33 protein-coding genes and 1 other RNA gene are annotated in these 23,966 nt (G+C 69.1%); 11 read left to right on the forward strand and 23 right to left on the reverse strand.

Going from position 1 to position 23,966, the window contains the following annotated elements:
• Window position 1: 1 nt before the first annotated feature.
• The 15 genes from INT49_RS07275 to INT49_RS07340 all read right to left on the reverse strand — a co-directional run bounded on the left by INT49_RS07275 (window position 2) and on the right by INT49_RS07340 (window position 5,298).
• A complete protein-coding gene (locus INT49_RS07275; RefSeq protein ID WP_193117068.1) occupies window positions 2-871 on the reverse strand; it encodes a recombinase RecT in 870 nt (289 codons plus the stop codon).
• Window positions 868-1,389 (reverse strand): NUMOD4 motif-containing HNH endonuclease, encoded by a 522-nt coding sequence (locus INT49_RS07280; RefSeq protein WP_193117069.1) that lies wholly within the window; start codon window positions 1,387-1,389, stop codon window positions 868-870. The genes INT49_RS07275 and INT49_RS07280 overlap by 4 nt, the downstream gene beginning before the upstream one ends.
• The gene (locus tag INT49_RS07285) at window positions 1,382-2,164 is read right to left on the reverse strand and encodes a hypothetical protein (protein ID WP_193117070.1); all 783 of its coding nucleotides are present in this window, start codon (window positions 2,162-2,164) and stop codon (window positions 1,382-1,384) included. The genes INT49_RS07280 and INT49_RS07285 overlap by 8 nt, the downstream gene beginning before the upstream one ends.
• Entirely contained in the window at window positions 2,161-2,370 is a 210-nt protein-coding gene (locus INT49_RS07290; protein ID WP_193117071.1) for a hypothetical protein, read from the reverse strand. Before INT49_RS07290 ends, INT49_RS07285 begins: the two co-directional genes overlap by 4 nt.
• The gene (locus INT49_RS07295) at window positions 2,370-2,567 is read right to left on the reverse strand and encodes a hypothetical protein (RefSeq protein ID WP_193117072.1); all 198 of its coding nucleotides are present in this window, start codon (window positions 2,565-2,567) and stop codon (window positions 2,370-2,372) included. Before INT49_RS07295 ends, INT49_RS07290 begins: the two co-directional genes overlap by 1 nt.
• Complete coding sequence (locus tag INT49_RS07300; protein ID WP_193117073.1) at window positions 2,564-2,776, reverse strand: hypothetical protein; 213 nt, start codon at window positions 2,774-2,776, stop codon at window positions 2,564-2,566. Before INT49_RS07300 ends, INT49_RS07295 begins: the two co-directional genes overlap by 4 nt.
• On the reverse strand, window positions 2,766-2,888 hold the full coding sequence (locus tag INT49_RS21395; protein ID WP_264298755.1) for a hypothetical protein: 123 nt from the start codon (window positions 2,886-2,888) through the stop codon (window positions 2,766-2,768). The genes INT49_RS07300 and INT49_RS21395 overlap by 11 nt, the downstream gene beginning before the upstream one ends.
• Window positions 2,885-3,094 (reverse strand): hypothetical protein, encoded by a 210-nt coding sequence (locus tag INT49_RS07305; RefSeq protein ID WP_193117074.1) that lies wholly within the window; start codon window positions 3,092-3,094, stop codon window positions 2,885-2,887. Before INT49_RS07305 ends, INT49_RS21395 begins: the two co-directional genes overlap by 4 nt.
• Window positions 3,091-3,300, reverse strand: a complete 210-nt coding sequence (locus INT49_RS07310; RefSeq protein WP_193117075.1) for a helix-turn-helix domain-containing protein — start codon at window positions 3,298-3,300, stop codon at window positions 3,091-3,093. The genes INT49_RS07305 and INT49_RS07310 overlap by 4 nt, the downstream gene beginning before the upstream one ends.
• Window positions 3,297-3,449, reverse strand: coding sequence for a hypothetical protein (locus tag INT49_RS07315; protein ID WP_193117076.1), 153 nt, complete (start codon window positions 3,447-3,449; stop codon window positions 3,297-3,299). Before INT49_RS07315 ends, INT49_RS07310 begins: the two co-directional genes overlap by 4 nt.
• On the reverse strand, window positions 3,446-3,583 hold the full coding sequence (locus tag INT49_RS07320) for a hypothetical protein (protein ID WP_193117077.1): 138 nt from the start codon (window positions 3,581-3,583) through the stop codon (window positions 3,446-3,448). The genes INT49_RS07315 and INT49_RS07320 overlap by 4 nt, the downstream gene beginning before the upstream one ends.
• A gap of 67 nt (window positions 3,584-3,650) precedes the next feature.
• Window positions 3,651-3,974: a hypothetical protein gene (locus tag INT49_RS07325; protein WP_193117078.1), complete on the reverse strand. Its 324-nt coding sequence runs from the start codon at window positions 3,972-3,974 to the stop codon at window positions 3,651-3,653.
• Between the two features lie 9 nt (window positions 3,975-3,983).
• Entirely contained in the window at window positions 3,984-4,775 is a 792-nt protein-coding gene (locus tag INT49_RS07330; RefSeq protein WP_193117079.1) for an antA/AntB antirepressor family protein, read from the reverse strand.
• Window positions 4,772-4,978, reverse strand: coding sequence for a hypothetical protein (locus INT49_RS07335; RefSeq protein ID WP_193117080.1), 207 nt, complete (start codon window positions 4,976-4,978; stop codon window positions 4,772-4,774). Before INT49_RS07335 ends, INT49_RS07330 begins: the two co-directional genes overlap by 4 nt.
• Before the next feature lie 86 nt (window positions 4,979-5,064).
• Window positions 5,065-5,298, reverse strand: a complete 234-nt coding sequence (locus INT49_RS07340; RefSeq protein WP_193117081.1) for a hypothetical protein — start codon at window positions 5,296-5,298, stop codon at window positions 5,065-5,067.
• Between the two features lie 106 nt (window positions 5,299-5,404).
• Between INT49_RS07340 and INT49_RS07345 the strand changes: the two genes are divergently transcribed.
• Together INT49_RS07345 and INT49_RS07350 are read left to right on the forward strand one after the other, a co-directional pair.
• Entirely contained in the window at window positions 5,405-5,653 is a 249-nt protein-coding gene (locus tag INT49_RS07345; RefSeq protein WP_193117082.1) for a helix-turn-helix domain-containing protein, read from the forward strand.
• A 148-nt stretch (window positions 5,654-5,801) separates the two neighbouring features.
• Window positions 5,802-6,101 carry a hypothetical protein gene (locus tag INT49_RS07350; RefSeq protein ID WP_193117083.1) on the forward strand — a complete coding sequence of 100 codons (300 nt, stop codon included), beginning with the start codon at window positions 5,802-5,804 and terminating at the stop codon, window positions 6,099-6,101.
• Window positions 6,102-6,155: 54 nt separating this feature from the next.
• Here INT49_RS07350 and INT49_RS07355 read toward each other — a convergent pair whose 3' ends face one another.
• Both INT49_RS07355 and INT49_RS07360 read right to left on the reverse strand, forming a co-directional pair.
• Window positions 6,156-7,424, reverse strand: coding sequence for a tyrosine-type recombinase/integrase (locus tag INT49_RS07355; protein ID WP_193117084.1), 1,269 nt, complete (start codon window positions 7,422-7,424; stop codon window positions 6,156-6,158).
• A 320-nt stretch (window positions 7,425-7,744) separates the two neighbouring features.
• On the reverse strand, window positions 7,745-8,047 hold the full coding sequence (locus INT49_RS07360; protein ID WP_193117085.1) for a hypothetical protein: 303 nt from the start codon (window positions 8,045-8,047) through the stop codon (window positions 7,745-7,747).
• A gap of 123 nt (window positions 8,048-8,170) precedes the next feature.
• Between INT49_RS07360 and INT49_RS07365 the strand changes: the two genes are divergently transcribed.
• Genes INT49_RS07365 through INT49_RS07375 form a run of 3 tightly spaced genes read left to right on the forward strand, consistent with a single transcriptional unit; the run spans window position 8,171 to window position 10,757 of the window.
• Complete coding sequence (locus tag INT49_RS07365; protein WP_193117086.1) at window positions 8,171-9,448, forward strand: aminotransferase class V-fold PLP-dependent enzyme; 1,278 nt, start codon at window positions 8,171-8,173, stop codon at window positions 9,446-9,448.
• A complete protein-coding gene (gene sufU, locus INT49_RS07370) occupies window positions 9,445-9,906 on the forward strand; it encodes a Fe-S cluster assembly sulfur transfer protein SufU (RefSeq protein ID WP_193117087.1) in 462 nt (153 codons plus the stop codon). Before INT49_RS07365 ends, sufU begins: the two co-directional genes overlap by 4 nt.
• Window positions 9,906-10,757, forward strand: coding sequence for a Nif3-like dinuclear metal center hexameric protein (locus INT49_RS07375; protein ID WP_193117088.1), 852 nt, complete (start codon window positions 9,906-9,908; stop codon window positions 10,755-10,757). The genes sufU and INT49_RS07375 overlap by 1 nt, the downstream gene beginning before the upstream one ends.
• Before the next feature lie 20 nt (window positions 10,758-10,777).
• On the opposite strand, the gene INT49_RS07380 is transcribed toward INT49_RS07375, so the two are convergent.
• The gene (locus INT49_RS07380) at window positions 10,778-11,557 is read right to left on the reverse strand and encodes a YaaA family protein (protein WP_193117089.1); all 780 of its coding nucleotides are present in this window, start codon (window positions 11,555-11,557) and stop codon (window positions 10,778-10,780) included.
• Window positions 11,558-11,687: 130 nt separating this feature from the next.
• Here INT49_RS07380 and rnpB point away from each other — a divergent pair.
• Window positions 11,688-12,052: RNase P RNA component class A (gene rnpB / locus INT49_RS07385), an RNA gene on the forward strand.
• Between the two features lie 95 nt (window positions 12,053-12,147).
• Here rnpB and ppgK read toward each other — a convergent pair.
• A complete protein-coding gene (gene ppgK / locus INT49_RS07390; protein ID WP_193117090.1) occupies window positions 12,148-12,990 on the reverse strand; it encodes a polyphosphate--glucose phosphotransferase in 843 nt (280 codons plus the stop codon).
• A 149-nt stretch (window positions 12,991-13,139) separates the two neighbouring features.
• Entirely contained in the window at window positions 13,140-14,027 is an 888-nt protein-coding gene (gene map, locus INT49_RS07395; protein WP_193117091.1) for a type I methionyl aminopeptidase, read from the reverse strand.
• Window positions 14,028-14,064: 37 nt separating this feature from the next.
• Here map and INT49_RS07400 point away from each other — a divergent pair, with 37 nt between their 5' ends.
• The gene (locus INT49_RS07400) at window positions 14,065-14,259 is read left to right on the forward strand and encodes an SPOR domain-containing protein (RefSeq protein ID WP_193117092.1); all 195 of its coding nucleotides are present in this window, start codon (window positions 14,065-14,067) and stop codon (window positions 14,257-14,259) included.
• 116 nt (window positions 14,260-14,375) lie between these two features.
• On the opposite strand, the gene panB is transcribed toward INT49_RS07400, so the two are convergent.
• The gene (panB, locus tag INT49_RS07405; protein WP_319021542.1) at window positions 14,376-15,203 is read right to left on the reverse strand and encodes a 3-methyl-2-oxobutanoate hydroxymethyltransferase; all 828 of its coding nucleotides are present in this window, start codon (window positions 15,201-15,203) and stop codon (window positions 14,376-14,378) included.
• A gap of 291 nt (window positions 15,204-15,494) precedes the next feature.
• Here panB and INT49_RS07410 point away from each other — a divergent pair, with 291 nt between their 5' ends.
• From INT49_RS07410 to INT49_RS07425, 4 genes are all read left to right on the forward strand, one after another.
• Window positions 15,495-16,139: a hypothetical protein gene (locus INT49_RS07410; protein ID WP_193117094.1), complete on the forward strand. Its 645-nt coding sequence runs from the start codon at window positions 15,495-15,497 to the stop codon at window positions 16,137-16,139.
• A gap of 99 nt (window positions 16,140-16,238) precedes the next feature.
• A complete protein-coding gene (locus tag INT49_RS07415; protein ID WP_193117095.1) occupies window positions 16,239-17,576 on the forward strand; it encodes a glutamine synthetase family protein in 1,338 nt (445 codons plus the stop codon).
• A gap of 54 nt (window positions 17,577-17,630) precedes the next feature.
• Window positions 17,631-20,744, forward strand: a complete 3,114-nt coding sequence (locus tag INT49_RS07420) for a bifunctional [glutamine synthetase] adenylyltransferase/[glutamine synthetase]-adenylyl-L-tyrosine phosphorylase (protein ID WP_193117096.1) — start codon at window positions 17,631-17,633, stop codon at window positions 20,742-20,744.
• Between the two features lie 169 nt (window positions 20,745-20,913).
• Entirely contained in the window at window positions 20,914-21,831 is a 918-nt protein-coding gene (locus INT49_RS07425; protein WP_193117097.1) for a hypothetical protein, read from the forward strand.
• Window positions 21,832-21,891: 60 nt separating this feature from the next.
• On the opposite strand, the gene INT49_RS07430 is transcribed toward INT49_RS07425, so the two are convergent.
• Window positions 21,892-22,515, reverse strand: coding sequence for a response regulator (locus tag INT49_RS07430; RefSeq protein WP_193117098.1), 624 nt, complete (start codon window positions 22,513-22,515; stop codon window positions 21,892-21,894).
• A complete protein-coding gene (locus INT49_RS07435; protein WP_193117099.1) occupies window positions 22,512-23,828 on the reverse strand; it encodes a sensor histidine kinase in 1,317 nt (438 codons plus the stop codon). The genes INT49_RS07430 and INT49_RS07435 overlap by 4 nt, the downstream gene beginning before the upstream one ends.
• Between the last annotated feature and the right edge of the window lie 138 nt (window positions 23,829-23,966).

A 23,966-nucleotide genomic window follows, 5' to 3' on the forward strand; every position in this document is an offset into this window, starting at 1 on the left:
GTCAGTTGCTCTCCTGGTTCAGTCGGGTCTCGAGGGAGTCGATGAGGCGGGCGGCCTCGTCCTTGCTCAGGTCGGTCTTGCTAGTGATGTCGCGGCCCACGATCTGCGACATCGGGCCGTAGGCCTGCACGTCGATGCCGTTCTCGGTGAGGAGCGCGCACAGCTTCTTCATCTGCGGCTCGGTGATCCCGTCACCCCGGATTGCTTCCCGCAGCTCGTCCTGACCGTGCGTGTCGGCGTCGGTGTTCTCGGGCACGACCTCGGCGTCGACGGGCTCGGGCTCCTTCTTCTTGCGGGAGACCTTCGTGGTTGGGCCGGGCGCGGCGAACGCGGCCGGGGCACCCTCGGGCGCATCGATGAAGTCGCCGCCGAGCTCGTCGGGCGTGTACTTCGCGGGGCCGAGCACTTCGGGGCACGCCATGCGGCACGCCTCGGAGACGGCGCGGGAGCGGAGCATCGCGGCGGGGTAGGACTGCCAGGGGCCCTTGCGGCCCATGAGTCCGGCGTGCTTCGCGCGGCCAAGGGTCCAGACGATCTTGTGCTCGTGCTGCGGGTCGTCCTTTCGCCAGATCGACACGACCGCTTCGGAGTCCGTGGAGGTGACGCGGACGCGGTGGCCGGCCTCGAGCGCGCGGCGGTGCATCATGCTCGCGGACATCGACGGGCGACCCTCGACGACGTACACGTCGGTCAGGGCGGCGATGGGGTGCTCGCCGAGCGCCTGCGCGTAGCCGATGGCGACGAGGATGTTTGCGGGCTGGTTCTGGTACGCCTTCGGGATGATCGACGCGGCGGCGAGCGCCTTCGAGTAGCTCATCTGCTGCTCGAGATCCATGGCGTGCTGCGGTTGATGGACGATGACTTCACTCATCGGGTGACCTCCTTGAGGGTCTTGTTTCGGTGGTATCCGGCGAGGTTGATCGCTCGCCTACAGGTGCGGCACACGCGGGAGTGCCCGTACTGCGCTGTGTTCTCGGGCGTGAACTCGTGCCCGCGCTTGCAATGGGTCCGGGACCCCATGTTGTGTGTGCCGTGACGGATCTGGTCCTCGATGTTCTTCGAGTGCGTGGACCACATGAGGTTGCTCGGGACGTTGTTCTCGGGGTTGCCATCGCGGTGGCGCGCCTCGGTGCCGGGAGGCTTCGGGGCCACGAACGCCTCGAGCACCAGCTTGTGCACCTGGATGGTCTTGCGGGTGCGCCCGCCGGAGTAGAGGGTCACCAACGGGTAGCCGCCATGGTTCAGTGCGGGCCGGAGGGTCACGCCTCTCCGGTTTGCGACGAACCCGCGTGGGTTCCAAACCTCGCGGTCGAGGCTGCGGACGCGTCCCTGGTCACTGACCTCGTACAGGCCTTCGTGGCCGACAACGGACCTCCACTCCTCAGTCACGTTGCACCTCCTTGAGATCTCCGCTGGGCCGCTTGGCTACGGCGTAGGCCGAGAGAAATAGGCTGAACGCTGCGTCGATCTCCTCTCGGTTTCGGCAGAGCCAGTACGGGGTGGTGCCCTCGCTGGTGACGTGCACGACGATCGCCCCGGCGACGTCAGGGATTGGGAGCTCGGCGTCGGGGTCGTCGTCGGTGACCTGGAACTCGGCTCTGCTGTATGCCGCGACCTGCATTGCGGTATCGGCATAGACCTTGTTCGACGTCTTGATGTCAGCCGAGAACGGCTCCCCGTCGAACAGGAGGGGGGACCGTGCGATGAGGTCGTAGCGGCCTGAGAAGTTGTGCTCGCGAGAGGCGACGGAGCGTTCGGTCGAGACGGGTTCGATCTCCCACTCGTCGAGGAACTTCACGTACCCCTCGACGTAAGGCACGAGGTCGTCGGGCACGTCGACGTCTTCGCCGTGCACGACCCGTTCCGCTAGGGCGTGTACTGCGGTGCCTCGCACTGCGGCCTCGTCCCGCTTCTTCCAAGGTGCCTTCCGCCAGGTCTCGTACAGCGCGTCCCGGTCGATGCTGGCGAGGTTCCATGCCGCCTCCGAGGGCGGGAGTTCCTTGAAGGATGCGGCCCAATCGGCAGCAGCCTCAGCAGCCTGGTTCGCGGACCAGTACATGAGCCCCGGTTTCGGCACCCCAGCACCGATCAGTCCAGTAACGGAGCGGACCGGCTTCCCATCCAGCCGATACCGATGTGACGACTCGTTGAAGGTCAGGCTCATCCCGTCACCCCTTCCATGTATCGGCGGCGGAAGCCCTGGTACTGCACGGCTTCCCAGAGGTCGAACGGTTCGCGCCAGCCGTGGAGGATCGCTTCGCCTGCACGGTTCACGGCGGTCTCGTGACGGGTGAGGCGCACCCACGGCTCAGTGGCCGCGCGCTTGCCGTTGCATGTCGCCTCGACGGCGTTCTCTGCGAGTTGCGGCATCACGGCTTCCTTCCGTTGTGGATGACCTGACGGGGGTGCTGGTAGGCGCGGCCGAATGCTTTGGCTGCGCGATTGATGGCGCGTACAAACCCACTCAGATCGGCTTCGATCGTTACGAACGCGAGATGCGTGCCTGGCCGGCGCTTCCGGTTGCGCCGGATCGCTCGGCCGCGGTGGCGGCGGTCAATACTGGTCATCGCTTCCTCTTTCTGTTGCCGACGGCGGTCTCGCCAGTCGGGTCGGCGTAGCTGCGTTGGGTGCGGCGATCAGGCCGCTGGGGGATTGGCTTCATCGGGTTGTTGATGTTCGCGGTGCTGCGGGCGTTGCGCGGCATGCGGGGGAGGTCCGTGTCGTCGGCCCTGCGCTCGATGGCCGCGAGCATCGCGGCCAATACGTCATCCGCCATGTCGCCGCTCCTGCCAGTCGAGCCAAAGCTTCACGGCAACGATGGACAGGGCGATCGAGCCGGCCACGTACAGGCCACCGACCGCGAGCGTCAGGATCAGGTCATCGATCACGACTCGTCCTCCTTGTCGAAGTCGGGGCCGAGCTCGATCCGGTCCATGAGGTTCATGACGAAGCCCTCGTCCCTGATGCCGTTGCGCAGGATCATGTCCGCGATACGCGAGCGGGCCTCCATACGGTCGTCATTCACGCCCGCACCCAGCGCAGGCTCACGCTTCGGGATGAACGGGCCGGGGGAGGGGTTCGGGGTGGTGGTCATGACGCGTCCTCCATGTGTCGTTCGATCCAGGCGTCCAGATCGACGCGGCGGAACAGGCGCTTGGTGCGCTTCTCTCCGACCGCGGCGGATGGGATGTAGTCGAGGGGCTCGGTGGTGCGGGTGCACCGGTCGATCTCGCGCCGGGACACGCGGAGGTAGTCGGCGGCTTCGTCGGCGGTGAAGTGGGTCTGCGTCTTGGTGCTCATCGGTCGCTCCTGTGCGTCTGGGCGTGGGGGCCTACAACGTCCTCGTAGGCGCCGCGCGCGATGTCGCGGGCGGTCAGGGCGGTCTCGGCTCGGTCGGCTTCGGCCTGCATCTGCAGGGCCCACGGCGGGGCCATGTGTGCGGCGCTCATGACGCCTGCTCGATCTGGGCGAGCGCGAGATCGAGGAGTGCGTCGAGGTCGTCGGGCTGGACGTACGCCTTCTCGTGGAGTTCGCGTGCGTCGGCGGCCTGGTGTCGGAGTCGGATGATCTTCTGGTGGTCCATGGGGGTGCCTTTCTGGGCATGAGAGAACCCCGCCACCTGCTGTGACGGGGTCGGGGGAGTGCGGGGGTTAGAAGCGCTTCATCTCCGCGATCTCGGCTTCGAGACGGGCGATCTTCTCGTCCTTCGTCTCGTGCAGTCGCCACTCGATATCAGCCATCACGACCTCGGCGGCGACGCCGTTGTAGTCGAGGAGGCTGACCCTGTCGCGGGCGCCGGAGAGGGAGCGGTACGTCCGGCTCACGGAGGGGGTGAAGAAGTCCTCGCCGGGGAACCTCTGCTCGAACGCCTCGATCGCTCCGGGGTGCGGGGCGTGGTAGCCGGTGACGTTGACCCGGTAGAGCCGGGTCGGGTGATCGTTGTGGATGTACTCGATGTCGTCTTCGTCGAACACGGGGGCTCCTCAGGCAGGGATGGCGAATGCGGGCTGGGCGAGGCCGAGCTTCACGGCGAGCTGCTCGGCGTAGTACTGGCGGATGTAGAGCGTCTGGCGCACCTGGCCGTTGTGGAGGCGGGGCGCGTCATGCTGGGGGCGAAGGTCGAACCACTCGGAGGTCGCGAGGCCCTGGCGGGAACGCCACTCGTAGACCTTCTCCAGCTCACCCTTGGAGCGGGACCAGCGCTTGCCGACGAGCTTCCGTGCGGCGAGGCCGGAGTCGGCAAGGAGGCCTCGGACGGTCGGGCCGGTCGATCCGTACTGGCCGGCGAAGTTGTCGACGGTGACGATGTCGTCCTGCTCGGAAATGAACCGCTCGTGATAGTCGGCCATCGGCTTCTGCTGCTCGATGGTCGCGGCGAGAGCGAGCTTCTCCTCTTCGGCGTCTGCCGCGGCTCGCAGTGCCTCGGCGTAGGTGCGGGGGACCTGAGGGGCGGCGACCTCGCGGAGACGCTTCTCGGCGGCAATGAAGTAGCGCCGGATCTCCTGCCCGCGCTCGGTCCTCTGGACCATCGCGATCTCCTTCGCGGCGTCCAGTGTCAGAGCATGGTCGGTCTGCTCGTAGGAGCGATCTGCGCGGCCCGTGGGTACGGTTCCAGAAGTGGAAACGTAGTCCTCGCCCTCGATCAGGCCGTAGTCGGCCATGCGCTTGAACCACGTCGTATAGTTCGTCGCGACCTCGAGTCCGGCGTGGAGTGCGCGGCCGGAGACGGCGATCGTGCCGTCGTCGTTCTGGCTGATGGGGATGAGGTCATTCATGCTGCGGTCTCCATGTTCTTGATGGCGGTGAGGGCGGTGGGATCACTGCTGATGCCGAGGATCCTGAGCGCACGCTCGAAGTCCTCGACGGTCTGCAGCTTGTCTGCGAGGTGGGCGGTCTTCTTGGCGGCCTTCTTGACCTGGCCGCGAGATAGAGCGGGGCACATCTCTGCGATGCGCCGCTCGAATCCATGCGTGGACATGGGGTCTCCTTCGAGGGGGAGCCGTCCGTCGGGTTGCCAACGGGCCGGTACTGCGGGTGCGGGGTGGGGTGCGCTGTGCGCGGTGGTCAGGCGGCGGAGCGGCTGTGCTCGACGGCGCTGTTCTCTGCGAGGGAGAGGACCAGGGGAGTGGACACTTCGAGTGTCCGGGCGATGCGGCGGAGCTGGGTGACTGTGAAGTCGCCGTCCGCGAGGTGTCGCCGGAGGGTGGTGTTCGGAATGCCGGAGGCCTGTGCGAGGCCGTGGGTGCTGAATCCCTTAGACTGGATCAGCTCGGTGAGGGGTGTCTGTGTGGTTGCCATGTGGACAACAGTACGGATGCCAGACGGTCAACGCAACCGGCGTTATACGAATGTTCCTTAGTAGCCGCTCTGGCATACGTTGTTGTCCGCGTGGTACATTTCTGGCATGACAGAAGACGAGAAGTACCTACGCGCTGTTGGCCAGCAACTACGGGCAGAGATTGCCGCCTCCGGTCGAAGTGCAGCCTCAGTGGCGCGCATGATCGACATGGATAAGACGCAGCTGCACCGCTACCTGCACGGCACCCGCGACATACCGTCAACCACGCTCAAGCGCATCTGTGCTGCGATCGGCATCACACCCGCAGTCGTCCTCGACCGCGCAGAACAGCGCATGGACGCGGACTCCGAGTAGACGAGCTTCGCGGGCCAGCTCCAGCACCGACGCAGGCTTCATGGGCTCCCCCTAGTGTTCGAACGTGTGTTCGAATCCTACGGGGAGCCCCCGACACTACTGGTCAGTACCTATAACTTTCTGGACACGACTCCACAGGAGGCCCGCCGTGGGCATCATAATCTTCTTCGTCCTCGCCATCATCGCCGGCGTCTGTCTTGCTGGCTGGCTCGCCATCGCGCTGATCATCGGCACCAGTCGAGCCCAGAAGAAGGCTCTGGCCAACGCACCCGCGATCCTCGACGAGGCGTTCGACGGCCAAGACGACGTCGTCTTCAAGATCAACATGGAGTCTCTGCCCTTCGAGGACGTCGTGCTCGGCGCAAAGAAGCGCGGATACAAGCTGGCCTCTCAGTCGAAGGACACCGAGCACTCCCAGACGCTCATCTTCGAGCGCGCCGCAGTCTGAGGACACAACGAAAGCCCCCTCCCGCCGATCTGGCGAGAGGGGGCTGCGTGCATGTCAGGCGCTGAGCTGCAGGCGTTCGGCAACGCCGTCGAGCGCGGTGCGCATCATGTCCAGGTCGGTGTGCATGTAGGTGCGGCTGGACAGGACCGAGCTGTGCCCCATGATCGCGATGATGACCTGGGTGTCGACGCGCATCGCGAGCAGGATGCTCGCCGTCGCGTGCCGGGCCTCGTGGACGTGATAGAACCGCCCGCCGGGATGGGAAACGCCCGCGGCCTTCTGCAGGGTGTGGAACTCGAGTCGGTCGGCTTCCTTCTCGCGAACGCCGCCGTCGGGCGCCGGCCACACCAGGCCGAGGGCGGACTTCGGGGCGACGAGACGCCACTGCCGGAGGGCCTCGACCATCCATGGCACGAGTGGGATCAGGCGCTTGCCGGCGCGGGTCTTCGGTCGGATCCAGTGCCAGCGGCCGGCCATCTGCACGTACTCGTAACCGTCGGGGACGCGGAACTGTCGCGAGTGGCATGCCGCGCCGCGCTTCTTCCCGCATGTCGGCTTCTCGGGGTCGTCCGAGCAGCGGTGCTCGTAGACGAGCTCCTGTTGCTGCCAGGACACGTCGATCACGCCCGCCTCGAGGTTGACGCGGTCCCAGGTGAGGCCGAGTGCTTCGCCCTGTCGGATGCCGTTGAGGATCGCGGCGACCCAGCGGGAGGCGTACGGGTCTGTCTCGGCGGCCTTGAGGATCAGGAGGGCCTCGTCGACGGGAATGTCGGTCCGGTCCGATACGCCCTTCGTGGGCGCGTCTACGAGGAACAGGCGGTGCGAGATCGAGTAGCCCTCGACGGATGCCGCCTTGAGTGCGGCGGTGATGACCTCGTGGGAGCGGCGCACGGTCGACTGTCCCGGTGCGGGCTTCCCGGGCTTGCCCTTCTTGATCGCGGCCGTGATCTTGCGGAGGTCGGCGGGGGTGAGCTCGGACAGCTTGCGCGCACCGATCGCAGGGATGATCCAGCGGCGGCACATGGATGCGTCGTCGGTGTACGTCTTCGGCGCGACCCTGGTCTTGCGGATGGGGAGCCAGATGTTCAGCCATCGGGCGACGGTCATCTTCGGGTCGATGCCCTCGTCCTCTTCGGTCTTGCGGTTCCTGATCGCGCTATTGAGCGCGGCGCGGGCCTTATCCTCGGTGGTCGCGGAGACGGACTTGTAGGCGACGCTGCCGGAGGTGGTGAAGCCGTTGCGGTAGCGGCCGATCCAGCGGCCGTCCTTCCGCTGATAGACGGTGCCGGTTCCCACTTGCCGGCGCTTCTTCTCCTTGGCCACTGCATCCCCCTCGAGTGTGTTTGTTGGTGTGTTCACAAACATTCTAGAGCGTGCACGCCCATTCGGCTGTATGCGCAGGTCATAGGCGTTTCCGGCTCTCCCTCAGATTGTAGACCCCCTTGTTTACACCCAGGAGGTCGGGGGTTCGAGCCCCTCACGACCCACCCACGAGAAGGCCCCTGACCTGCACCGGGAGTGCGGAGTCAGGGGTCTTTCGGCGTCGTCGAGCGTATTTTGAGCACACGGCCGCGGGGAGTGCCGTGGCGACAGGGCAGGCTCCCGTCCGCTCCTGGGCACGACAGCGGGAACGCCCGCCCCGCTCAGCGCGAGACGACGTACAGCAGGACCAGTGCGCAGGGCACCAGCAGCACGAGGCAGCCCCAGATCTTCGCCGTCTGCCCGTCCCGCGCCTTCTGCTCCTCGGTGCGGGGCATCTCGCCGGAGGGGTATCCGGCCGCACGTGCCTCGTCACGGGTGCGTCGGCGCAGGGAGATCATCCGGTAGATCGCCACCGCGAGGATGCCGATGGTGGCGACGCCGAAGGCGAGCAGGATGAGGGTGTCGATGGCGAATCCTCCGAGAATGAACGGGACGGGCGAGGACTGGTGTGGACAGCGTCTCACGGCAGCCCGGCGCAGCCTGGACGGTTCCTATACTGGGATCAGCGTCGTGCGCGGGCCGAGCAGTCCCTTCCGGTCCTGGTCAGAGCCCCGCCCACGGCATCGCATGGAGGAGGAAACGCGCAGGTGAATGCACCGAGCAGACCGTTCGACATCGAGGCGATCCGGGCTGACTTCCCGATCCTGGGTCGCATGCTGGATCCGGAGACCCCGATGATCTACCTCGACGGCGGTGCCACCTCGCAGCGCCCCCGTCAGGTCATCGATGCCGAGGTCGCCTATCTGACCCACGACAACGCCGCCGTCAAACGCGGAGCGCACCGGATGGCGTCGGCGGCGACAGATGCCTACGAGGACTCACGAGAGACCGTCGCGCGCTTCCTCGGTGCCCCTTCGCCCGATGAGGTCGTCTTCACGAAGAACGCCACGGAGGCGCTGAACCTCGTAGCGTTTTCCCTGGGCAACGGTGACGCCTCGACCCCGGCGCATCTGCGGGTGCGCGAGGGCGACGAGATCCTGGTGACCGAGATGGAGCACCACGCCAACCTGGTGCCGTGGCAGGAGCTCGCCCGGCGCACCGGGGCGACGCTGCGCTGGATCCCGATGGCCGATGACTTCACCCTGGATCTGACGGACCTGGAGTCGCTGCTCACCGAACGGACCCGGGTGGTGGCTTTCGCCCACCAGTCCAACGTGCTCGGCACCGTCAACCCGGTCGCGCGGCTGGTCGAGGCTGCTCGGGCCGTCGGCGCGCTCACCGTGCTCGATGCCGCGCAGTCCGCGCCGCACATGCCGTTCGACGTCGCCGAGCTCGGCGTCGACTTCGTGGCGCTGTCCGGGCACAAGATGCTCGGACCCACCGGAATCGGGGTGCTGTGGGGCCGCTACGAGCATCTTGCGGCCATGCCGCCCTTCCTCACCGGCGGCTCGATGATCGAGATCGTCCATCTCGACCATTCGACGTACGCCGAGCCGCCCGCCCGCTTCGAGGCCGGCACCCCGCCGATCAGCCAGGCCGTGGGCCTGGCGGCGGCCTGCGACTATCTCTCCGCCCTCGGCATGGGTGTCATCGCCGAGCATGAGCAGGCGCTGACCGACCGTGCGCTGCGCGGCCTGGCAGGCATCGACGGCGTGCGCATCATCGGCCCGGCGGCCGGGCCGGACCGCGCGGGCGCGGTGTCCTTCGATCTCGCCGGCCGGCATCCGCACGACGTCGGCCAGGTGCTCGACTCCCTCGGCCTCGAGGTACGGGTGGGCCACCACTGCGCGTGGCCGCTGCACCGCCGGTTCGGTCTGCACGGCACCACTCGGGCCAGCTTCTCCGTCCACACCACCGCCGCGGAGGTCGACGCCCTCATCGCGGGCGTCGCGCACACCGCCGACTTCTTCGGAGCGTTCTCATGAGCTCTGCCCTGAACTCCCTCTACACCGAGCTGGTCATCGAGCACGACAAGCGTCCCCTGCATGCGGGGCTGCGCGAACCGTTCCAGGCGGAGGTCCACCACGTGAACCCCACGTGCGGCGACGAGATCACGCTGCGCCTGCGGCTCTCCGGCCACGGCCAGGAGCAGCGCATCGAGGACGTCTCCTACGAGGCGATCGGCTGCGCCATGAGCCGCGCCGCCGCATCGATCATGGCGGACCTCCTCATCGGGCAGACCGTCGCTCAGGTGGAGCCCGTGCGTGAGCACTTCGAGGCGGCCATGGGATCCCGCGGCCGGATCGAGGGCGACGAGGATCTGATCGGCGACGGCGTGGCCCTGCTGGGCGCCGCGAAGTTCCCGGCCCGGGTCAAGTGCGTCCTCATGCCGTGGAAGGCGTACCAGGCCGCGCTCGTCGAGATCCGGACGCTGGAGGCGTGATGCCTGAGCTGTCTGCGACCGTCGGCTCCGTCACCGGGATCCTGGAGGGGGCGTTCCCGCTCGCCTGGGCGGAGGACTGGGACCGCGTGGGCCTGGTGCTCGGGCGGCGCACCGCCGAGGTCACCCGGGTGCTGCTGGCCGTCGATCCCACGGTCGCCGTGGCCCGGGAGGCGGTCGACCTCGGAGCGCAGCTGCTGATCACCCACCATCCGCTGCTGCTGCGGGGCGCGAGCTTCCTGCCGGCGGATCAGGGCAAGGGCGCAGTGGTCACCGATCTGCTGCGAGCCGGCACCGCTCTGTGGTGCGGGCACACCAACGTGGACCGGTCCACCCGCGGCACCGTCGGGGCCTGGATTTGCGCCCTCGACCTCCGCGATGCGCGCCCGCTGGCACCGGGTCGTGAGGCCGACGACGGCGCCCACGGCTCGGCACTGTTCGGTCTCGGTGCGGTCGGTGCTCTCCCGGCCCCGACGACCGTCGCAGCCCTGACCTCCGCGGTCGCCGACATCGTCCCGGCCACCGCGCGCGGCATCGTGCACACCGGGGATCCCGAGCGCGAGGTCCGCACGGTGGCCGTGTGCCCCGGCGCCGGAGACTCCTTCCTGGAGGCTGCCGTCGCCGCCGAGGTCGATGCGTACATCACCTCGGATCTGCGGCATCATCCCGCGCTCGAGCATCTGGAGACCGCCGCGGATCACCTCGCCGTGCCCGCACTCGTCGACGTCCCCCATGCGGCGAGCGAGGCCCTCTGGCTGCCTCTCGCGCAGGAGCTGCTCGCGGAGACCGCCCCGGAGCTGGATGTGCTGATCAGCGAGCAGACCACGGATCCGTGGGGCGGCCGCGCCGGCTGAGGACACCCATCCCGCCGAACTCAGCCCACCCGGTCCACGACGACCAGCCGGTCGCCGTCGAGCTCGACCTGCAGCGCAGCGCCGAACGCGGCACGGACCACGTCGACGACCTCGTCGGCCGTCGTCGGAGTGTGCTCGGCCTGCACGAGCGCGCGGGTGACGAGCCCGCGGTACCGCTTCGCATCGTGGGAGATCACCTTCCGCACTCCGCCGCGCTCCTGCACGGGGGACACCTCCAGCACCCGCACGTCGCCCCCGCTGCGCATCGTCATCATCGAGCGATACGAACCGGACCGGCTGTCGATGACCAGCGGCGAGCCGCTGATCGCGAGCTCGGTGCGCAGGCGTGCGGCCACCGGCTTCAGGCGGGGCGCCCACCAGGATCCCGCTTTGCCCAGGCGCGACACGGTCGAGGCGGCCGACAGCCGGTAGGCCGGGATCCGGTCGGTCGCCGCGTCCACGAGTCCGAACAGCGCGCTCTGCACGAGGATCCGTCGGTCGTCGCCGAGGTCGTGGGTGGGTTCCAGCTGGTCGTAGAGGACCCCGGAGTACACGCTCAGCGGCGCGTCCGTCGGCTCCTCCTCGAGCTGCGCCATCCGCTCCACGAGCTCGGGGGAGGAGGCCGGGACGCCGAGCTTGTCCGCTCCGCCATGGGCCGCGGCGGTGCGCACAGCGGCGCGCAGCATCATGCGGCGGGAGTCGGTGAGCTCCGGCATCCCGAACGCGTCGAGATCGAGCGGCGCGGCCTCCGCGCGCACCGGGCGGGTCTTGGTCTCCGAAGGGGGAAGCAGGATCAGCACTGCACCATTCTCGGTCGCGGCCACCCGATCCGCGTTCCCGGACCCGCGAGACCTTCCGCACGTCAGGGCGTGGGGAGCGCTGATCGTGATGGCGGCCGACGGCACGGATCAGCGTAGACTCCGGGGCGGACCAGTCGGCCGGGCAGTCGCGTCCTCGGGGCTCACGCCTCGGGGCCGAGGAAAGTCCGGGCTCCATCCGGCACGGTGGTGGGTAACGCCCACCCGGAGTGATCCGCGGGACAGTGCCACAGAGAGCAGACCGCCGCCAGCGCCCCTCGGGACGCCGGCGGTAAGGGTGAAAGGGTGGTGTAAGAGACCACCGCGGCCTCGGTGACGAGGTCGGCACGGTAAACCCCACCGGGAGCAAGGTCAGACAGGGAATGTTCGAGGGCGCCGGCCCGAGTTCCCGGGTAGACCGCTGGAGGTCGTCGGCAACGGCGATGCGAGATGGATGGCTGCCGATAACAGAACCCGGCTTACAGGCCGGCTGGTCCGCCCTACGTCCTGACCCGGGCCGCGCATCCGTGCGCGTCCCGGGTCAGCGGGGACTCCTCTCGGCGAGGCCCCCGTCGAGGACCTCCTTCGACGAGCTACTTCGACGAGCTCTTCGTGTCCTTCTCGGACTTCTTGGGCTTCTTGTCCTCGGTGCCCTCTTCGCCCGTCTCCAGCGCCTTCTGCTCCTTGCGGGCCAGCACTGCGGCACCGATGATCCCGGCCTCGTTGCGCAGCTTCGCCGGGACGATCTCGGCCTTCAGATCCAGCAGCGGCAGGAACTTCTCGTGCTTCTTCGAGACGCCGCCGCCCACGATGATCTTCGTCGGCGAGAACAGGAACTCGATGTGGGAGAAGTACTCCTGCAGGCGCCCGCCCCAGGTCTCCCAGTCCAGGTCCTCCTTCTCACGGATGGAGCTGGCCATGTACTTCTCGGCGTCGTCGTCGTGCAGCAGCACGTGCCCGAGCTCGGTGTTGGGGACCAGCTTCCCGTCCACGAACATCGCACTGCCCACTCCGGTGCCCAGGGTGATCACCAGGACGACCCCGGAGGACTTGCGACCCGCGCCGAACTCCATCTCGGCGATGCCCGCTGCATCGGCGTCGTTGACCACGAAGACGTCGTGACCGGTGCGTTCGGTGAGCAGCGCATCGACGTCGGTGTCGATCCAGGCGTCGTCGACGTTCGCCGCCGTGAGCGCGACGCCGTTCTGGATGACGGCGGGGAAGGTGACGCCCACCGGCATGCCGCCGGCGATGTCGTAGGAGCTGATGAGCTCGGCGACCGTGTCGGCGACCGCATCGGGTGTCGAGGGCTGCGGGGTCGTCAGACGGATCCTGTCCGCCACCAGATCGCCCTTCTTGAGATCGACGGGCGCGCCCTTGATCCCGCTCCCGCCGATGTCGATCCCGAACGCTGTGCGGTGCTTCGCCTTGGCCATCGCCACTCCTGATCGCGGTGAACCGGGCGGAGGGACCGCCCGGCGGGGCCCCGTCGTCGGGGCACCTACGGTGCGTTCACGATACCGGGATCCGGACGTGATCGGCCCCCGGGTCCGGGAACCGGGCGGCGGGCCGTCGAGCGGGGGCGTCAGACGACGGTGAGGAGCTCGGGGCCCTCCGCGGTGATGAGCATCGTGTGCTCGAACTGGGCGGTGAAGGAGCGATCCTTCGTGACCACGGTCCAGCCGTCGTCCCACTGCTCCCAGGACTGCGAACCGATCGTCACCATGGGCTCGATCGTGAAGGTCATGCCCTCCTCGATGACGTCGTCGAACAGGGGCGCTGAGTCGTAGTGGGGGATGACGAGTCCGTTGTGGAAGCCCTCGGCGACGCCGTGCCCGGTGTAGTCCTGCACCGACTCGTAGCCGTGGCGGGCCACGAACTTCTCGATCACGCGACCGATGACGTTGACCTGACGGCCGGGCTTGGCGACCTTCACCCCGCGCATCATCGCCTCGTGGGAGATGTCGATCAGCTGCTGCGCCCGCGGGTCGATGTCCCCGACCGCGAAGGTGGCGTTGGTGTCGCCGTGGACGCCGTGGAGGAAGGCGGTGACGTCGACGTTGAGGATGTCCCCGGACTGCATCACGGTGGAGTCGGGGATGCCATGGCAGATCACCTCGTTCAGGCTGGTGCAGCACGACTTCTCGAAGCCGAGGTAGCCGAGCGTCGAGGGATAGGCGCCGTTCTCGACCAGCACGTCATGCACCACGGCGTCGATGTGGTCCGTGGTGACGCCGGGCTCGGCGGCCTCACCGGCGGCCTGGAGTGCGAGGGCGGCGACGCGGCTCGCCTCGCGCACCCGCTCGATGATCTCGGGGGTCTGGACGCGGGGCCCGGAGTCGGAGACCGCCTCGTCCTTGCCCACGTACTCGGGGCGCTCGATGCGCGCGGGCACCGTGCGTCGGGGGCCGATGGTGCCGGGCACCAGCTCGTCGCGGCCTTCTGGACGGAACCACACCTGCTCTACAGTCATACCCACCAGTCTCTCATCGACGCGGAAGGAGACCGACGTGACCGACGGCACGGAGTTCTTTTACAACCTCAGCACGGGCAGCGTGGAGGAGGGTCGGCAATCACCGGCGACGGACCTGATGGGCCCGTACGCCTCGCGCGCGGAGGCACAGCAGGCGCTGAAGACCGCTGCGGCCCGCAACGAGAAGTGGGAGCAGGACGACGATGCCTGGGAGGGCACCGACGAGGCGTAGTGCCTGGCGGGCATCGCCTCGCGGAACGTCCCGGGCAGGGCACCGCCCCGGTGACCACGAGCAGGTTCTCGCGGTCACCGGGGCGGTGTCATGCGGCGGGCGGAGCGCGGTGCTGATCAGTCGAAGGAGTGCTCGGGTCCGGGATAGGAGCGCTCGGCGACCTCGACCCGGTACTGCTCGGCGGCGTGGGTGAGGTCACGGCGCAGATCCGCGAACGCCTTGACGAACTTCCCGTGGAAACCGGACAGGCCCGCCATGTCCTGCCACACCAGCACCTGGCCGTCGCAGGACGGCCCTGCCCCGATCCCGATCGTCGGGACCGTCACCACCTCGGTGATGCGTGCGGCGACCTGTGCAGGGACGAGCTCGAGCACGATCGCGGAGGCGCCGGCCTCCTGGATCGCCAGGGCATCCTCGGCCAGCTGATCGGCTCCGGCGGCATCCCGGCCCTGGACCCGGTGCCCGGAGAGCGCATTGACCGACTGCGGGGTGAACCCGAGGTGGCCCATCACCGGGATCCCGGCCTCGACGAGCGCGCGGATCTGCGGCACGATCGCGCGCCCGCCCTCGAGCTTGACCATCTCCGCACCGGCGCGGATCAGCTCGACGCCATGGCGCACGGCGTCGGCCGGGCCGGTCTCGTAGGTGCCGAAGGCCAGATCTGCCACGATGAGCGGGCGGTGCACGCTACGGGCCACGGCACCGGTGAAGGTGAGCATGTCCTGATGGGTGGTCGCGGTGGTCGAGGAATGGCCGAGCACCGTGGTGCCCACGGAGTCACCGATCAGCAGCACGTCGATCCCGGCCGCCTCGAAGGCCTGCGCCGAGTACTGGTCGTAGGCCGTCAGCATCGAGAAGGGACGCCCGCGGTCCTTGGCGTCGTGCAGATGACGGATACGGACCTTGGCCGGGCCGACGGGGCCGGTGCCGGAGGGGGTGCTCACGATGTGCTCCTGGGCGAAGGGGTGGGATGTTCGGGCCGACGCCTTCCCGAGGAGGCGCCCGCGCCGACTGCAACGCATGTTCCGTGCGACGCCAGCCTATCCGCGCCCGTCGGATGCATCGTCGACCGTTCGCGGGCGTCGACGACGTACCGATCTCCGGACCGCGAACTGGACCTGTGGTGATCACGAAGCCACAACATGGGCACTCCTCCCCATGACGCTCCGTGTCGTGGTGTGGCAATCTACTCGGAGCCGGTACGACCGCTGGCACCGATGAGGGAGGACAAGAACATGACGTCGATCATGCGCAGGACAGTTCGTGGAGCCGCAGCAGGCTTGGGGGCGCTTGCGATCGTCGCCGGTGCCGCGGCATGTGGGGGCAGCGAGTCGACCGAGGAGAAGCCTGCGGCCGAGCAGGAGCAGCCGGCCGAGGAGGAGCAGCCTGCCGAGGAGAAGGAGCCTGCAGCCGAGGAGGAGCCCGCAGCGGAGGAGGAATCCGCCGCTGACGAAGGCGAGAAGGCTGCGGAGGACGCCGCCGAGGAGGGCGAGGACGTCGCTGACGACGAGGGCGACGCTGACGCCGCGGAGTCGGGTGACTCCGCTCCGCTCGAGGAAGCGGACCTGACCGCCGCAGGCGACCGATTCCTCGAGTTCATCCAAGTGATGGATGACGGTGATGGAGAGGCGGCATGTGGCTTCTTCCTGGATCCGACCACGGGCGAGCCTGTGTCCGGTGAGGTGCTCACCCAGTGCGGCGAGCAGCTCGCGCCGAGCATGGAGAGCATGGAGCCCGGCAGCATGGATATTCTCGAGCGGTCGATGATCGAGACCACCGACAACGGCGATGGAACGGTCGCGGTGAACATGATGGGTACGGACTTCCCGTACACGATGATGCAGGACTCCACCGGCGAGTGGTACCTCTCCCTCAGCTGAGCGGGTCGTGACGCTCTTCGGCGAACGCCCCGACATCCACTGCGGATGTCGGGGCGTCGTGCTGTCGTCGACGGGCACGACCTGAGGCAGACTGAGCGCATGGAACATCTCCACGACGACGTCATCCGAACGGTCTCCGATCGCGACGTGCGGTTCATCCGCCTGTGGTTCTGCGATATCGCGGGGACGCTGAAGTCCATCGCGATCTCTCCGTCGGACCTCGAAGCGGCGTTCACCGAGGGCATCGGGATCGACGGCTCCACGATCGAGGGCCTCACCCGCAGCTACGAGTCGGACATGATCCTGCGCCCGGACCCCGGCACCTTCGAGCTGCTGTCGTGGCGCGGCGAGGCCAACGCGACCGGCCGGATGATGTGCGATGTGCTCACCCCGGACGGCGAGCCAGCCGCTTCGGACCCCCGCCGCGTGCTGCGCGAGGCGCTCTCCCGCGCCGAGGAGAAGGGCCTGGAGTTCTACGCCCATCCCGAGATCGAGTTCTACCTCTTCGAGCAGCCGTACCGGCAGGGCGAGAAGCTGCGCCCGATCGACAGCGCGGGATACTTCGACCACGTGCACCGCGGGCAGGGGCAGGACTTCCGTCGGACCGCGATCCAGCACCTGGAGGCGATGAACATCCAGGTCGAGTTCTCCCACCACGAGAACGGTCCCGGCCAGAACGAGATCGACCTGCGCTACGCCGATGCGCTCACCACGGCGGACAACATCGTCACCCTCCGCACGGTCGTCAAGGAGGTCGCCCTGTCGATGGGACAGGTCGCGACCTTCATGCCCAAGCCGATGATCGACCAGCCCGGCTCGGGCATGCACACCCACCTGTCGATGTTCCAGGGCGGCAAGAACGCCTTCCACGAGCCGGGCGCCGAGTACGGCCTCTCCCGCATCGGCCGGCAGTTCATCGCCGGGCTGCTGCGCCATGCTCCCGAGTACAGCGCGGTCACCAACCAGTGGGTGAACTCCTACAAGCGGCTGTGGGGCGCGCAGGAGGCCCCGAGCTACATCTGCTGGGGCCACAACAACCGCTCCGCGCTGGTTCGGGTGCCGTTCCACAAGCCCACCAAGGGGACCAGCTCCCGCGTCGAGTTCCGGGGGCTGGACTCGTCCGCCAACCCCTATCTCGCCTTCGCCGCCCTGCTGGCCGCCGGGATGGCGGGCATCGAGGGGGAGTACGAGCTGCCCGAGGGCGCCGAGGATGCGGTCTGGGACCTCTCCGAGCGGGAGCGCCGTGCCATGGGCATCGAACCGCTGCCCACCGACCTGTTCCGCGCGCTGGAGAACTTCGAGAGCTCGGAGCTGATGGCGGCGACCCTCGGCGAGCAGGTCTTCGAGTTCTTCCTGCGCGATAAGAAGCAGGAATGGGATCGCTACCGCGAACAGGTGACCGATCACGAGCTGGCCTCGACCTTCAGCCGGGTCTGAGACCCCGGGAGCTCCTGCCTGCACCTGCCCGCACCTGACCTCGAGGGAGCGCATATGACGATCGAACCACCCACGACGACCGGCGCCCTCGCCCGGCTGGGATTCAGCAGCACCGACCGTGTCCACCGTTTCCTCGCCGAGCCCGTGCTCGCCGCACTGGGCTCCCGTGGGCCCGCCCGCCTCGGGGCGACGGCCGACGGCGATGATGCCGTGCTCGGCCTGCTGCGCCTGGCGGAATCCGCCCACGAGAGCGGGCAGTCGGCGCTGATGGACGACTTCCTCGCCTCCGTCGGCACGCCCGGCAGCCATGGGGAACGGCTGATCCGTCTGCTGGGCACCTCGGTCGCGCTCGGTGACTTCCTCGCACGCCATCCCGAGCGGCTCGAGTCGCTGCGGGAGGGCGATGATCAGCTGACGCTGCCGGCGGCGAGGGTCCGCGAGATGCTGCTGGCGGCCGTCGACGCCGATCCGTCGGCCGAACTCCCGGTGGCGGGGGCGGGCGCGCGGGAGATGCGCGATGCGCTGCGCATCGCGTACCACGAGCGCCTGGTGCAGATCGCCGCCGCGGATGTCATGGCCCCCTCGCCGACGGCGCTGCAGCCCCAGGTCTCCGCGGCGATCAGCGATCTCGCCGACGCCGCCCTGGACGCGGCCGCGGCGATCGCCCGGGCGGCGGTCGACGGGCACGAGAAGGTGCGCTGGGCCGTGATGGCGATGGGCAAGACGGGCGCCCGCGAGCTCAACTTCATCTCCGATGTCGACGTCATGCACGTGGTCGCCCCGGCCCAGGACGTGGCCCCGGGGGAGCCGGCGGACGAGGAGGAGCTCGTCGTCATCGGATCAGCCCTGGCCCGCGAGCTGGCGCGGGCCTGCTCGGATCGCACCTCCGAGGGGTCCCTGTGGCAGGTCGACGCGAACCTGCGCCCGGAGGGCAAGGACGGCCCGCTGGTGCGCACCATCGATTCCTACGCGCACTACTACGAGCAGTGGGCGAAGTCCTGGGAGTTCCAGGCCCTGCTCAAGGCCCGCGCCGCCGCAGGTGACACGGAGCTCGGCGCCCGTTTCGAGGAGCTCGTCGAGCCCTGGATCTGGCAGGCCTCCACCCGTGACAGCTTCGTCGAGGACACCCGTGCCATGCGTCGCCGCGTCGTCGCGCACATCCCGCGCGGCGAGGTGGATCGCAACATCAAGCTCGGCCCCGGCGGGCTGCGCGACGTCGAGTTCACCGTGCAGCTGCTGCAGATGGTCCATGGCCGCACCGACGACCGCCTCCAGAGCCGATCCACCCTCGAGGCCCTCGCGCGGCTCGGGGAGGGCGGGTACATCTCCCGCGACCACGTGGTGGAGATGGACGACGCCTATCGCTTCCTGCGCTGCGTGGAGCACCGCCTGCAGCTGCATCGCCTGCGCCGCACCCAGGTGCTGCCCACCTCCGGGGCGGACCTGCGCCGCCTCGCCCGCACCATGGGACTGAGCCGGGACGAGTTCGACAGGCAGTACAGCCGCACCCGGCGCCGCGTGAGGCAGCTGCACGAGGAGATCTTCTACAGGCCTCTGCTGGTGACCTCCTCCCAGCTCAGCGACGGACAGATCGCGCTGACGCCGGAGTCGGCGAAGGCTCGTCTCGCCGCGATCGGCTATCGCGACGGCGCCCGCGCCCTCAGCCATATCTCCGCGCTGACCGGGGGCATCTCCCGGCGTGCGAAGATCCAGCGCCAGCTCCTGCCGGCCATGCTCGAATGGTTCGCCGACGGGATCGACCCCGACATGGGCCTGCTCGCCTTCCGTCGCATCTCCGACGAGATCGGCTCGGAGCACTGGTACCTGGGCCTGCTGAGGGACTCCGGGCTCGCCGCCAAACGGCTCACCCGGGTGCTCTCCGCCAGCCGCTTCGTCGGCGAGCAGCTCGAGAAGATCCCCGGTGCCGTGCGCTGGCTGGCCCGCGACGAGCACCTCAGGCCGCTGCCCCGCGACGTGCTGGGGCGCGAGTTCCTCGCCGTCATCTCGCGCGTGGACTCCGTCGAGGTGGCCCAGGACGTGCTGCGTCGCACCCGGCGCCGTGAACTGCTGCGCATCGCCCTGGCGCATCTGACCGGGGTGGCGACCCCGCGCGAGGTCGCCCGGGCGCTCACCGATCTCGCCGAGGCTGTGCTCGAGGCGGGGCTGCTCGTGGCCTTCCACGTCGTCGCCCTGGAGCGGGAGGTGGTCGACGAGGACACGGAGACCCTGGACGAGGTGGACGTGGTCGACGTCGGCACCGCGAAGCGGCTGCGTGAGCGGCGTTCCGATCCGGCGCGCGCGCTCGGTGTGGAGATGGCGATCCTCGCGATGGGCAGCTTCGGGGCCCGGGAGATGGGTTACTCCTCCGATGCGGACGTCCAGTTCCTGGCGCTCGACCGCGGGGCCGGTGGGGCGACGGGGGAGATCGCGATCGCCGTCGCCACCCAGACCCAGCGGATCCTCAATGCCCCGGCCGCCGGTGCGGACATGAAGGTCAGCGCCGATCTGCGCCCCGAGGGCAAGATGGGCCCGCTGGCCCGCAGCATCGAGGCGTGGACGACCTACTACCGACGGGACGCCCAGACCTGGGAGAAGCAGGCCCTGCTGCGCGCCCGTCCGGTGGTGGCCTCCGAGGCGGTCGCCGCCGGGCTGCGGGAGGAGATGGATCGGCACCGCTACCCGTCGGGCGGCCTGGACGCGAGCGCGCGGCGCGAGATCACCCGGATGAAGGCTCGCGTGGAATCGGAGCGGCTGCCCCGCAACGCCGAGCCGTCCCGGCACGTGAAGCTGGGCCGCGGAGGGATGACCGACGTCGAGTGGAGCGCGCAGATCCTGGCCCTGGACCACGGGCACGAGATCGAGGGCCTGCGCACCACGTCGACGATGGATCAGCTCGAGGCCGCCGCCGAGGCGGAGCTCATCACCGGACGCGAGGCGCGGGAGCTCACGAAGGCCTGGGACCTGGCCTGGCAGGTGCGTCGCTGCCTGTTCCTGTGGAAGGGCCGGGAGGGGGACGTGCTCCCGTCGGACCGCAACGAGCTGCGCGCCCTGGCCTGGCTGATCGACGGCGACGACTGCACCGCGTCGGACCTTGAGGAGCGGTACCTGCGCCGCACGAGGCGGGCCCGGATCATCGCCGAGCGCCTCATCTTCGGCACCGAGGAGTGAGGTCGACGAGACCGAACATCTTCTGGCGAGGTGACGTGGGCGCGGTGCGCGGCGCGTCCGTCCCCAGCGCCCCCGCCGCGACTCCGGCACGTCGTACCGTGGTCGCTGTCCCTGCACCCTGTGCGGCCTCCGCACGCCATCGCACTCCGTCGCACCCTCCTGAGGAGCTATGACCACCCCGAAGCTCAGCGCCGACACTCCGCGCGGCCGCATGTACCGACTCGAGCCCGACGGGCCGCTGCTGTACCCCTCGATCACGAATGTCGCGGGGATGCGGGCGAAGGACTTCCTGCAGGGCTGGTACGCCACCATGGCCTCGAAGCGCGCGCTGGAGATGTACTCCTGGCTGGACCGGAACCCCGATCGTGCCGCCGCCGAGATCTCCCGGGTCTCGCGGGACACCTGGGGCACCCAGAAGCGCATCGCCGCGGCCGCCCCGGAGTACACCCGCACCACCGCCGATTTCGGTACGCTCGTCCACGCCGCCTGCGAGCTGTGGGGCACCAGCGGCTCCCGGCCCTCCGACGCCGAGATCGGTGAGCTCGCCGACTCCATGCGCACGGCGCAAGGGGCGTTCGTGACGGAGAAGGATCCGCAGGCGCTCATCGCACGGGCTGGCATCCGCCTGGACGGCTACGGTCGGTTCCTGGAGGACTACCAGCCCGAGTTCGTCGAGATCGAGCAGACGGTCGTGAACCACACCGTGGGCTACGCCGGCACCACCGATGCGATCGTGCGGATCGGCAACACGCTGCTCAGCGCCGATATCAAGACCTCCAAGAAGGTGCGCGGCGACTACGCGCTGCAGGGCGTGGCCGTGTGCCGCGCCGAGGAGCTCCTGGACGACGACGGCACGCTGCGCGAGATGCCGGAGCTCACGGGCGCGTTCATCATCCACCTGCCGGAGGCCGGCGGATACCGGGCCGTCCCCCTGCGCACCGGGGACGCCGAGTTCGAGGTGTTCCGCTCCCTGCGCAGCGCCTGGTCGTTCGAACCCGACGAGTGCGCGCTCGAGCCGAGCTCGGGGCCCAAGGATCTGCTGCTGTCGCTGCTGCGGGCCAAGGGTGGGATGGACGGGCTGGGCTGACCTGCCGGGCCGGCGGCCCTGCCGGCTCAGGCCGGTCCGGACCGGTTCACGACATCGAGGTCACTCGGGCCGCAGCATGCCGGTGGCCCGGGCACGGGCGACCGCCTCGGTGCGCCGGGTGACGCCCAGCTTGTCGAAGACATGCACCAGGTGCGTCTTGACGGTGGCCTGGGAGAGGAACAGGTCGCTCGCGATCTGAGCGTTGGTGCGGCCGGCTGCGACCAGGGTGAGCACCTCGAGCTCACGGGCGCTGAGCGAGGTGTCCAGGTGACGCTCCCGCAGCCGCTGGGAGATCCGTGGATCGACCGTCCCTGCCCCGTCGGCCGCGCGGCGCACGCCGGCGACGAGCTCCTCGGCGGGGGAGTCCTTGAGCAGGTAGCCGCCGGCTCCGGCATCCATCGCGGCGGTGACGTCCTGGTCGTTGTCGTACGTGGTCAGCACCAGCACGGTGGGCGGGGAGGCTGCCTGGCGCAGGGCCGGGATGACGTCCGTGCCGCGCTCCTGGCCGACCCCGAACTGGAGGTCCAGCAGCACCACGTCCGGGGCCGTGGAGCGTGCCAGCAGCACGGCCTCCTGCGGCGTCGCGGCCTCGCCGACCACGTCGAGGCCGTCCTCCGCGCTGAGCACGGCGATCAGTCCGCGACGGACGATCGCATGGTCATCGGCCAGGAGAACTCTGATCATGTGGACTCCTCAGGAGCAGGGATGTTCGGGCGGTCGAGGTCGACGGGATCGTCGGGTGCGGAGTGGTCGGGTACGGCCGCAGGGTGGGGGAGCGGCATGACCACCTGCACGGCGGTGCCGCTGCCCGGAGCGGATTCGATGAGCAGGGTGCCTCCGGCAGAGGCGGCGCGGGCACGGGCGGAGCGGAGCCCGAAGCCCGCCACCTGTTCGGGGATGAAGCCTCGGCCGTCGTCGACCACGTCCAGCATCACCTCATCGCCGTGGACCTCGAGGGTCACCATGGTGCGCGAGGCCTCGGCGTGCTGGACCGTGTTGGCCAGCAAGGACTCGACCAGGCGCAGCACGGCACGGGCGGTGCTGCGGGGCAGGGCCTCGAGCTCGCCGTCCGTGATCTCGTCCCGCAGCGTGATCTGCGTGCGGCCCACCCGCCCGGCATCGGCCACGAGGCGCTGCAGCTCGTCGCGCAGGGCGGCGCCCGAGGGGACCTCAGGATCGGCGGCATCGACGAAGCGGCGGGTCTGCATGCCGGTGCGGGCCGCGGCGGCCCGGGCCTCCTGCACGAGCCCGCGGGCCTCCTGCGTGTCCTGGCGGTCCAGGGCGACATCGGCGGCGTCCAGCAGCAGATGGATCGAGAGGTTCGACTGCGCGACCGTGTCATGCAGCTCGCGGGCGATCCGGTCCCGTTCCGCGGCCGTGGTCGCCGCGCGGGTCTGCTCGGCGATGGTGTCCCGGGCGGTGGCGAGCTGGCGGGCCAGGCGGGTGCGCCGGTCGACCTCCCGCTGGAGGGCACGGACCGTGACCACCACGGCGAGGACGACCAGCGCCCCGATCACGGGGCCGGCCACCTCGCCCGGCATCGGGTCGGAGGACCACGCGGTGTACCCGAGCACGCCCACGGCCGTGACGAGCACGAGGGCGATCAGGCCGCCGACGAACGGCAGGGCGTAGAGCACGGCGAAGTCCAGGCCGAAGGCCACCCACACCGTCTCCGGGCCTAGGGCGAAGGTGCAGGCCCAGACGGCGATGCTCGGCGCGAGATATGCCAGAGCGCTCCAGGACCCGTCGGGGCCGGCCCGATGGCGCAGGGTGCGCCGGGCGCCGATGGAGTAGACGGCGGTGAACACGACGAGCAGGGCGACCATGAGCCAGCTGCGGGCGGTGGTTGGCGGGGCCAGGGCGAGGCCCGTGACCAGCATGACCAGGAGGTAGACGAGGGCATGGACGGCCCAGCGCAGGGAGGCGGCGAAGGGCGTCGGGGCGAGATCGGCGTGCGACACCTCAGGAGTCTGGTCGATCGCCTCGTGCTCGGTCATACCGCGACCCTATCCGGGGCAGGGCCAGGATTCCTCTTGCCAGGTGTTGAACACACGTATAGCGTGTTGAACAGTCGTTCAGCGGTCGGCAGTCCGGGCTCCGTCACGCACAGCTCCCGTCTCGCCTCCCGCACTCCG

Source organism: Brachybacterium tyrofermentans (assembly GCF_014897585.1).
Classification (GTDB): Bacteria; Actinomycetota; Actinomycetes; order Actinomycetales; family Dermabacteraceae; genus Brachybacterium; species Brachybacterium tyrofermentans.

Bases quoted from the DNA above. Each gene is read 5' to 3' on its own strand.
- INT49_RS07275 (WP_193117068.1), bottom strand. From the start codon at position 871: ATGAGTGAAGTCATCGTCCATCAACCGCAGCACGCCATGGATCTCGAG.
- INT49_RS07285 (WP_193117070.1), bottom strand. From the start codon at position 2,164: ATGAGCCTGACCTTCAACGAGTCGTCACATCGGTATCGGCTGGATGGG.
- INT49_RS07290 (WP_193117071.1), bottom strand. From the start codon at position 2,370: ATGCCGCAACTCGCAGAGAACGCCGTCGAGGCGACATGCAACGGCAAG.
- INT49_RS07295 (WP_193117072.1), bottom strand. From the start codon at position 2,567: ATGACCAGTATTGACCGCCGCCACCGCGGCCGAGCGATCCGGCGCAAC.
- INT49_RS07300 (WP_193117073.1), bottom strand. From the start codon at position 2,776: ATGGCGGATGACGTATTGGCCGCGATGCTCGCGGCCATCGAGCGCAGG.
- INT49_RS07305 (WP_193117074.1), bottom strand. From the start codon at position 3,094: ATGACCACCACCCCGAACCCCTCCCCCGGCCCGTTCATCCCGAAGCGT.
- INT49_RS07310 (WP_193117075.1), bottom strand. From the start codon at position 3,300: ATGAGCACCAAGACGCAGACCCACTTCACCGCCGACGAAGCCGCCGAC.
- INT49_RS07315 (WP_193117076.1), bottom strand. From the start codon at position 3,449: ATGAGCGCCGCACACATGGCCCCGCCGTGGGCCCTGCAGATGCAGGCC.
- INT49_RS07320 (WP_193117077.1), bottom strand. From the start codon at position 3,583: ATGGACCACCAGAAGATCATCCGACTCCGACACCAGGCCGCCGACGCA.
- INT49_RS07330 (WP_193117079.1), bottom strand. From the start codon at position 4,775: ATGAATGACCTCATCCCCATCAGCCAGAACGACGACGGCACGATCGCC.
- INT49_RS07335 (WP_193117080.1), bottom strand. From the start codon at position 4,978: ATGTCCACGCATGGATTCGAGCGGCGCATCGCAGAGATGTGCCCCGCT.
- INT49_RS07340 (WP_193117081.1), bottom strand. From the start codon at position 5,298: ATGGCAACCACACAGACACCCCTCACCGAGCTGATCCAGTCTAAGGGA.
- INT49_RS07345 (WP_193117082.1), top strand. From the start codon at position 5,405: ATGACAGAAGACGAGAAGTACCTACGCGCTGTTGGCCAGCAACTACGG.
- sufU (WP_193117087.1), top strand. From the start codon at position 9,445: ATGAGCTCTGCCCTGAACTCCCTCTACACCGAGCTGGTCATCGAGCAC.
- INT49_RS07375 (WP_193117088.1), top strand. From the start codon at position 9,906: ATGCCTGAGCTGTCTGCGACCGTCGGCTCCGTCACCGGGATCCTGGAG.
- ppgK (WP_193117090.1), bottom strand. From the start codon at position 12,990: ATGGCCAAGGCGAAGCACCGCACAGCGTTCGGGATCGACATCGGCGGG.
- map (WP_193117091.1), bottom strand. From the start codon at position 14,027: ATGACTGTAGAGCAGGTGTGGTTCCGTCCAGAAGGCCGCGACGAGCTG.
- INT49_RS07410 (WP_193117094.1), top strand. From the start codon at position 15,495: ATGACGTCGATCATGCGCAGGACAGTTCGTGGAGCCGCAGCAGGCTTG.
- INT49_RS07415 (WP_193117095.1), top strand. From the start codon at position 16,239: ATGGAACATCTCCACGACGACGTCATCCGAACGGTCTCCGATCGCGAC.
- INT49_RS07420 (WP_193117096.1), top strand. From the start codon at position 17,631: ATGACGATCGAACCACCCACGACGACCGGCGCCCTCGCCCGGCTGGGA.
- INT49_RS07425 (WP_193117097.1), top strand. From the start codon at position 20,914: ATGACCACCCCGAAGCTCAGCGCCGACACTCCGCGCGGCCGCATGTAC.
- INT49_RS07430 (WP_193117098.1), bottom strand. From the start codon at position 22,515: ATGATCAGAGTTCTCCTGGCCGATGACCATGCGATCGTCCGTCGCGGA.
- INT49_RS07435 (WP_193117099.1), bottom strand. From the start codon at position 23,828: ATGACCGAGCACGAGGCGATCGACCAGACTCCTGAGGTGTCGCACGCC.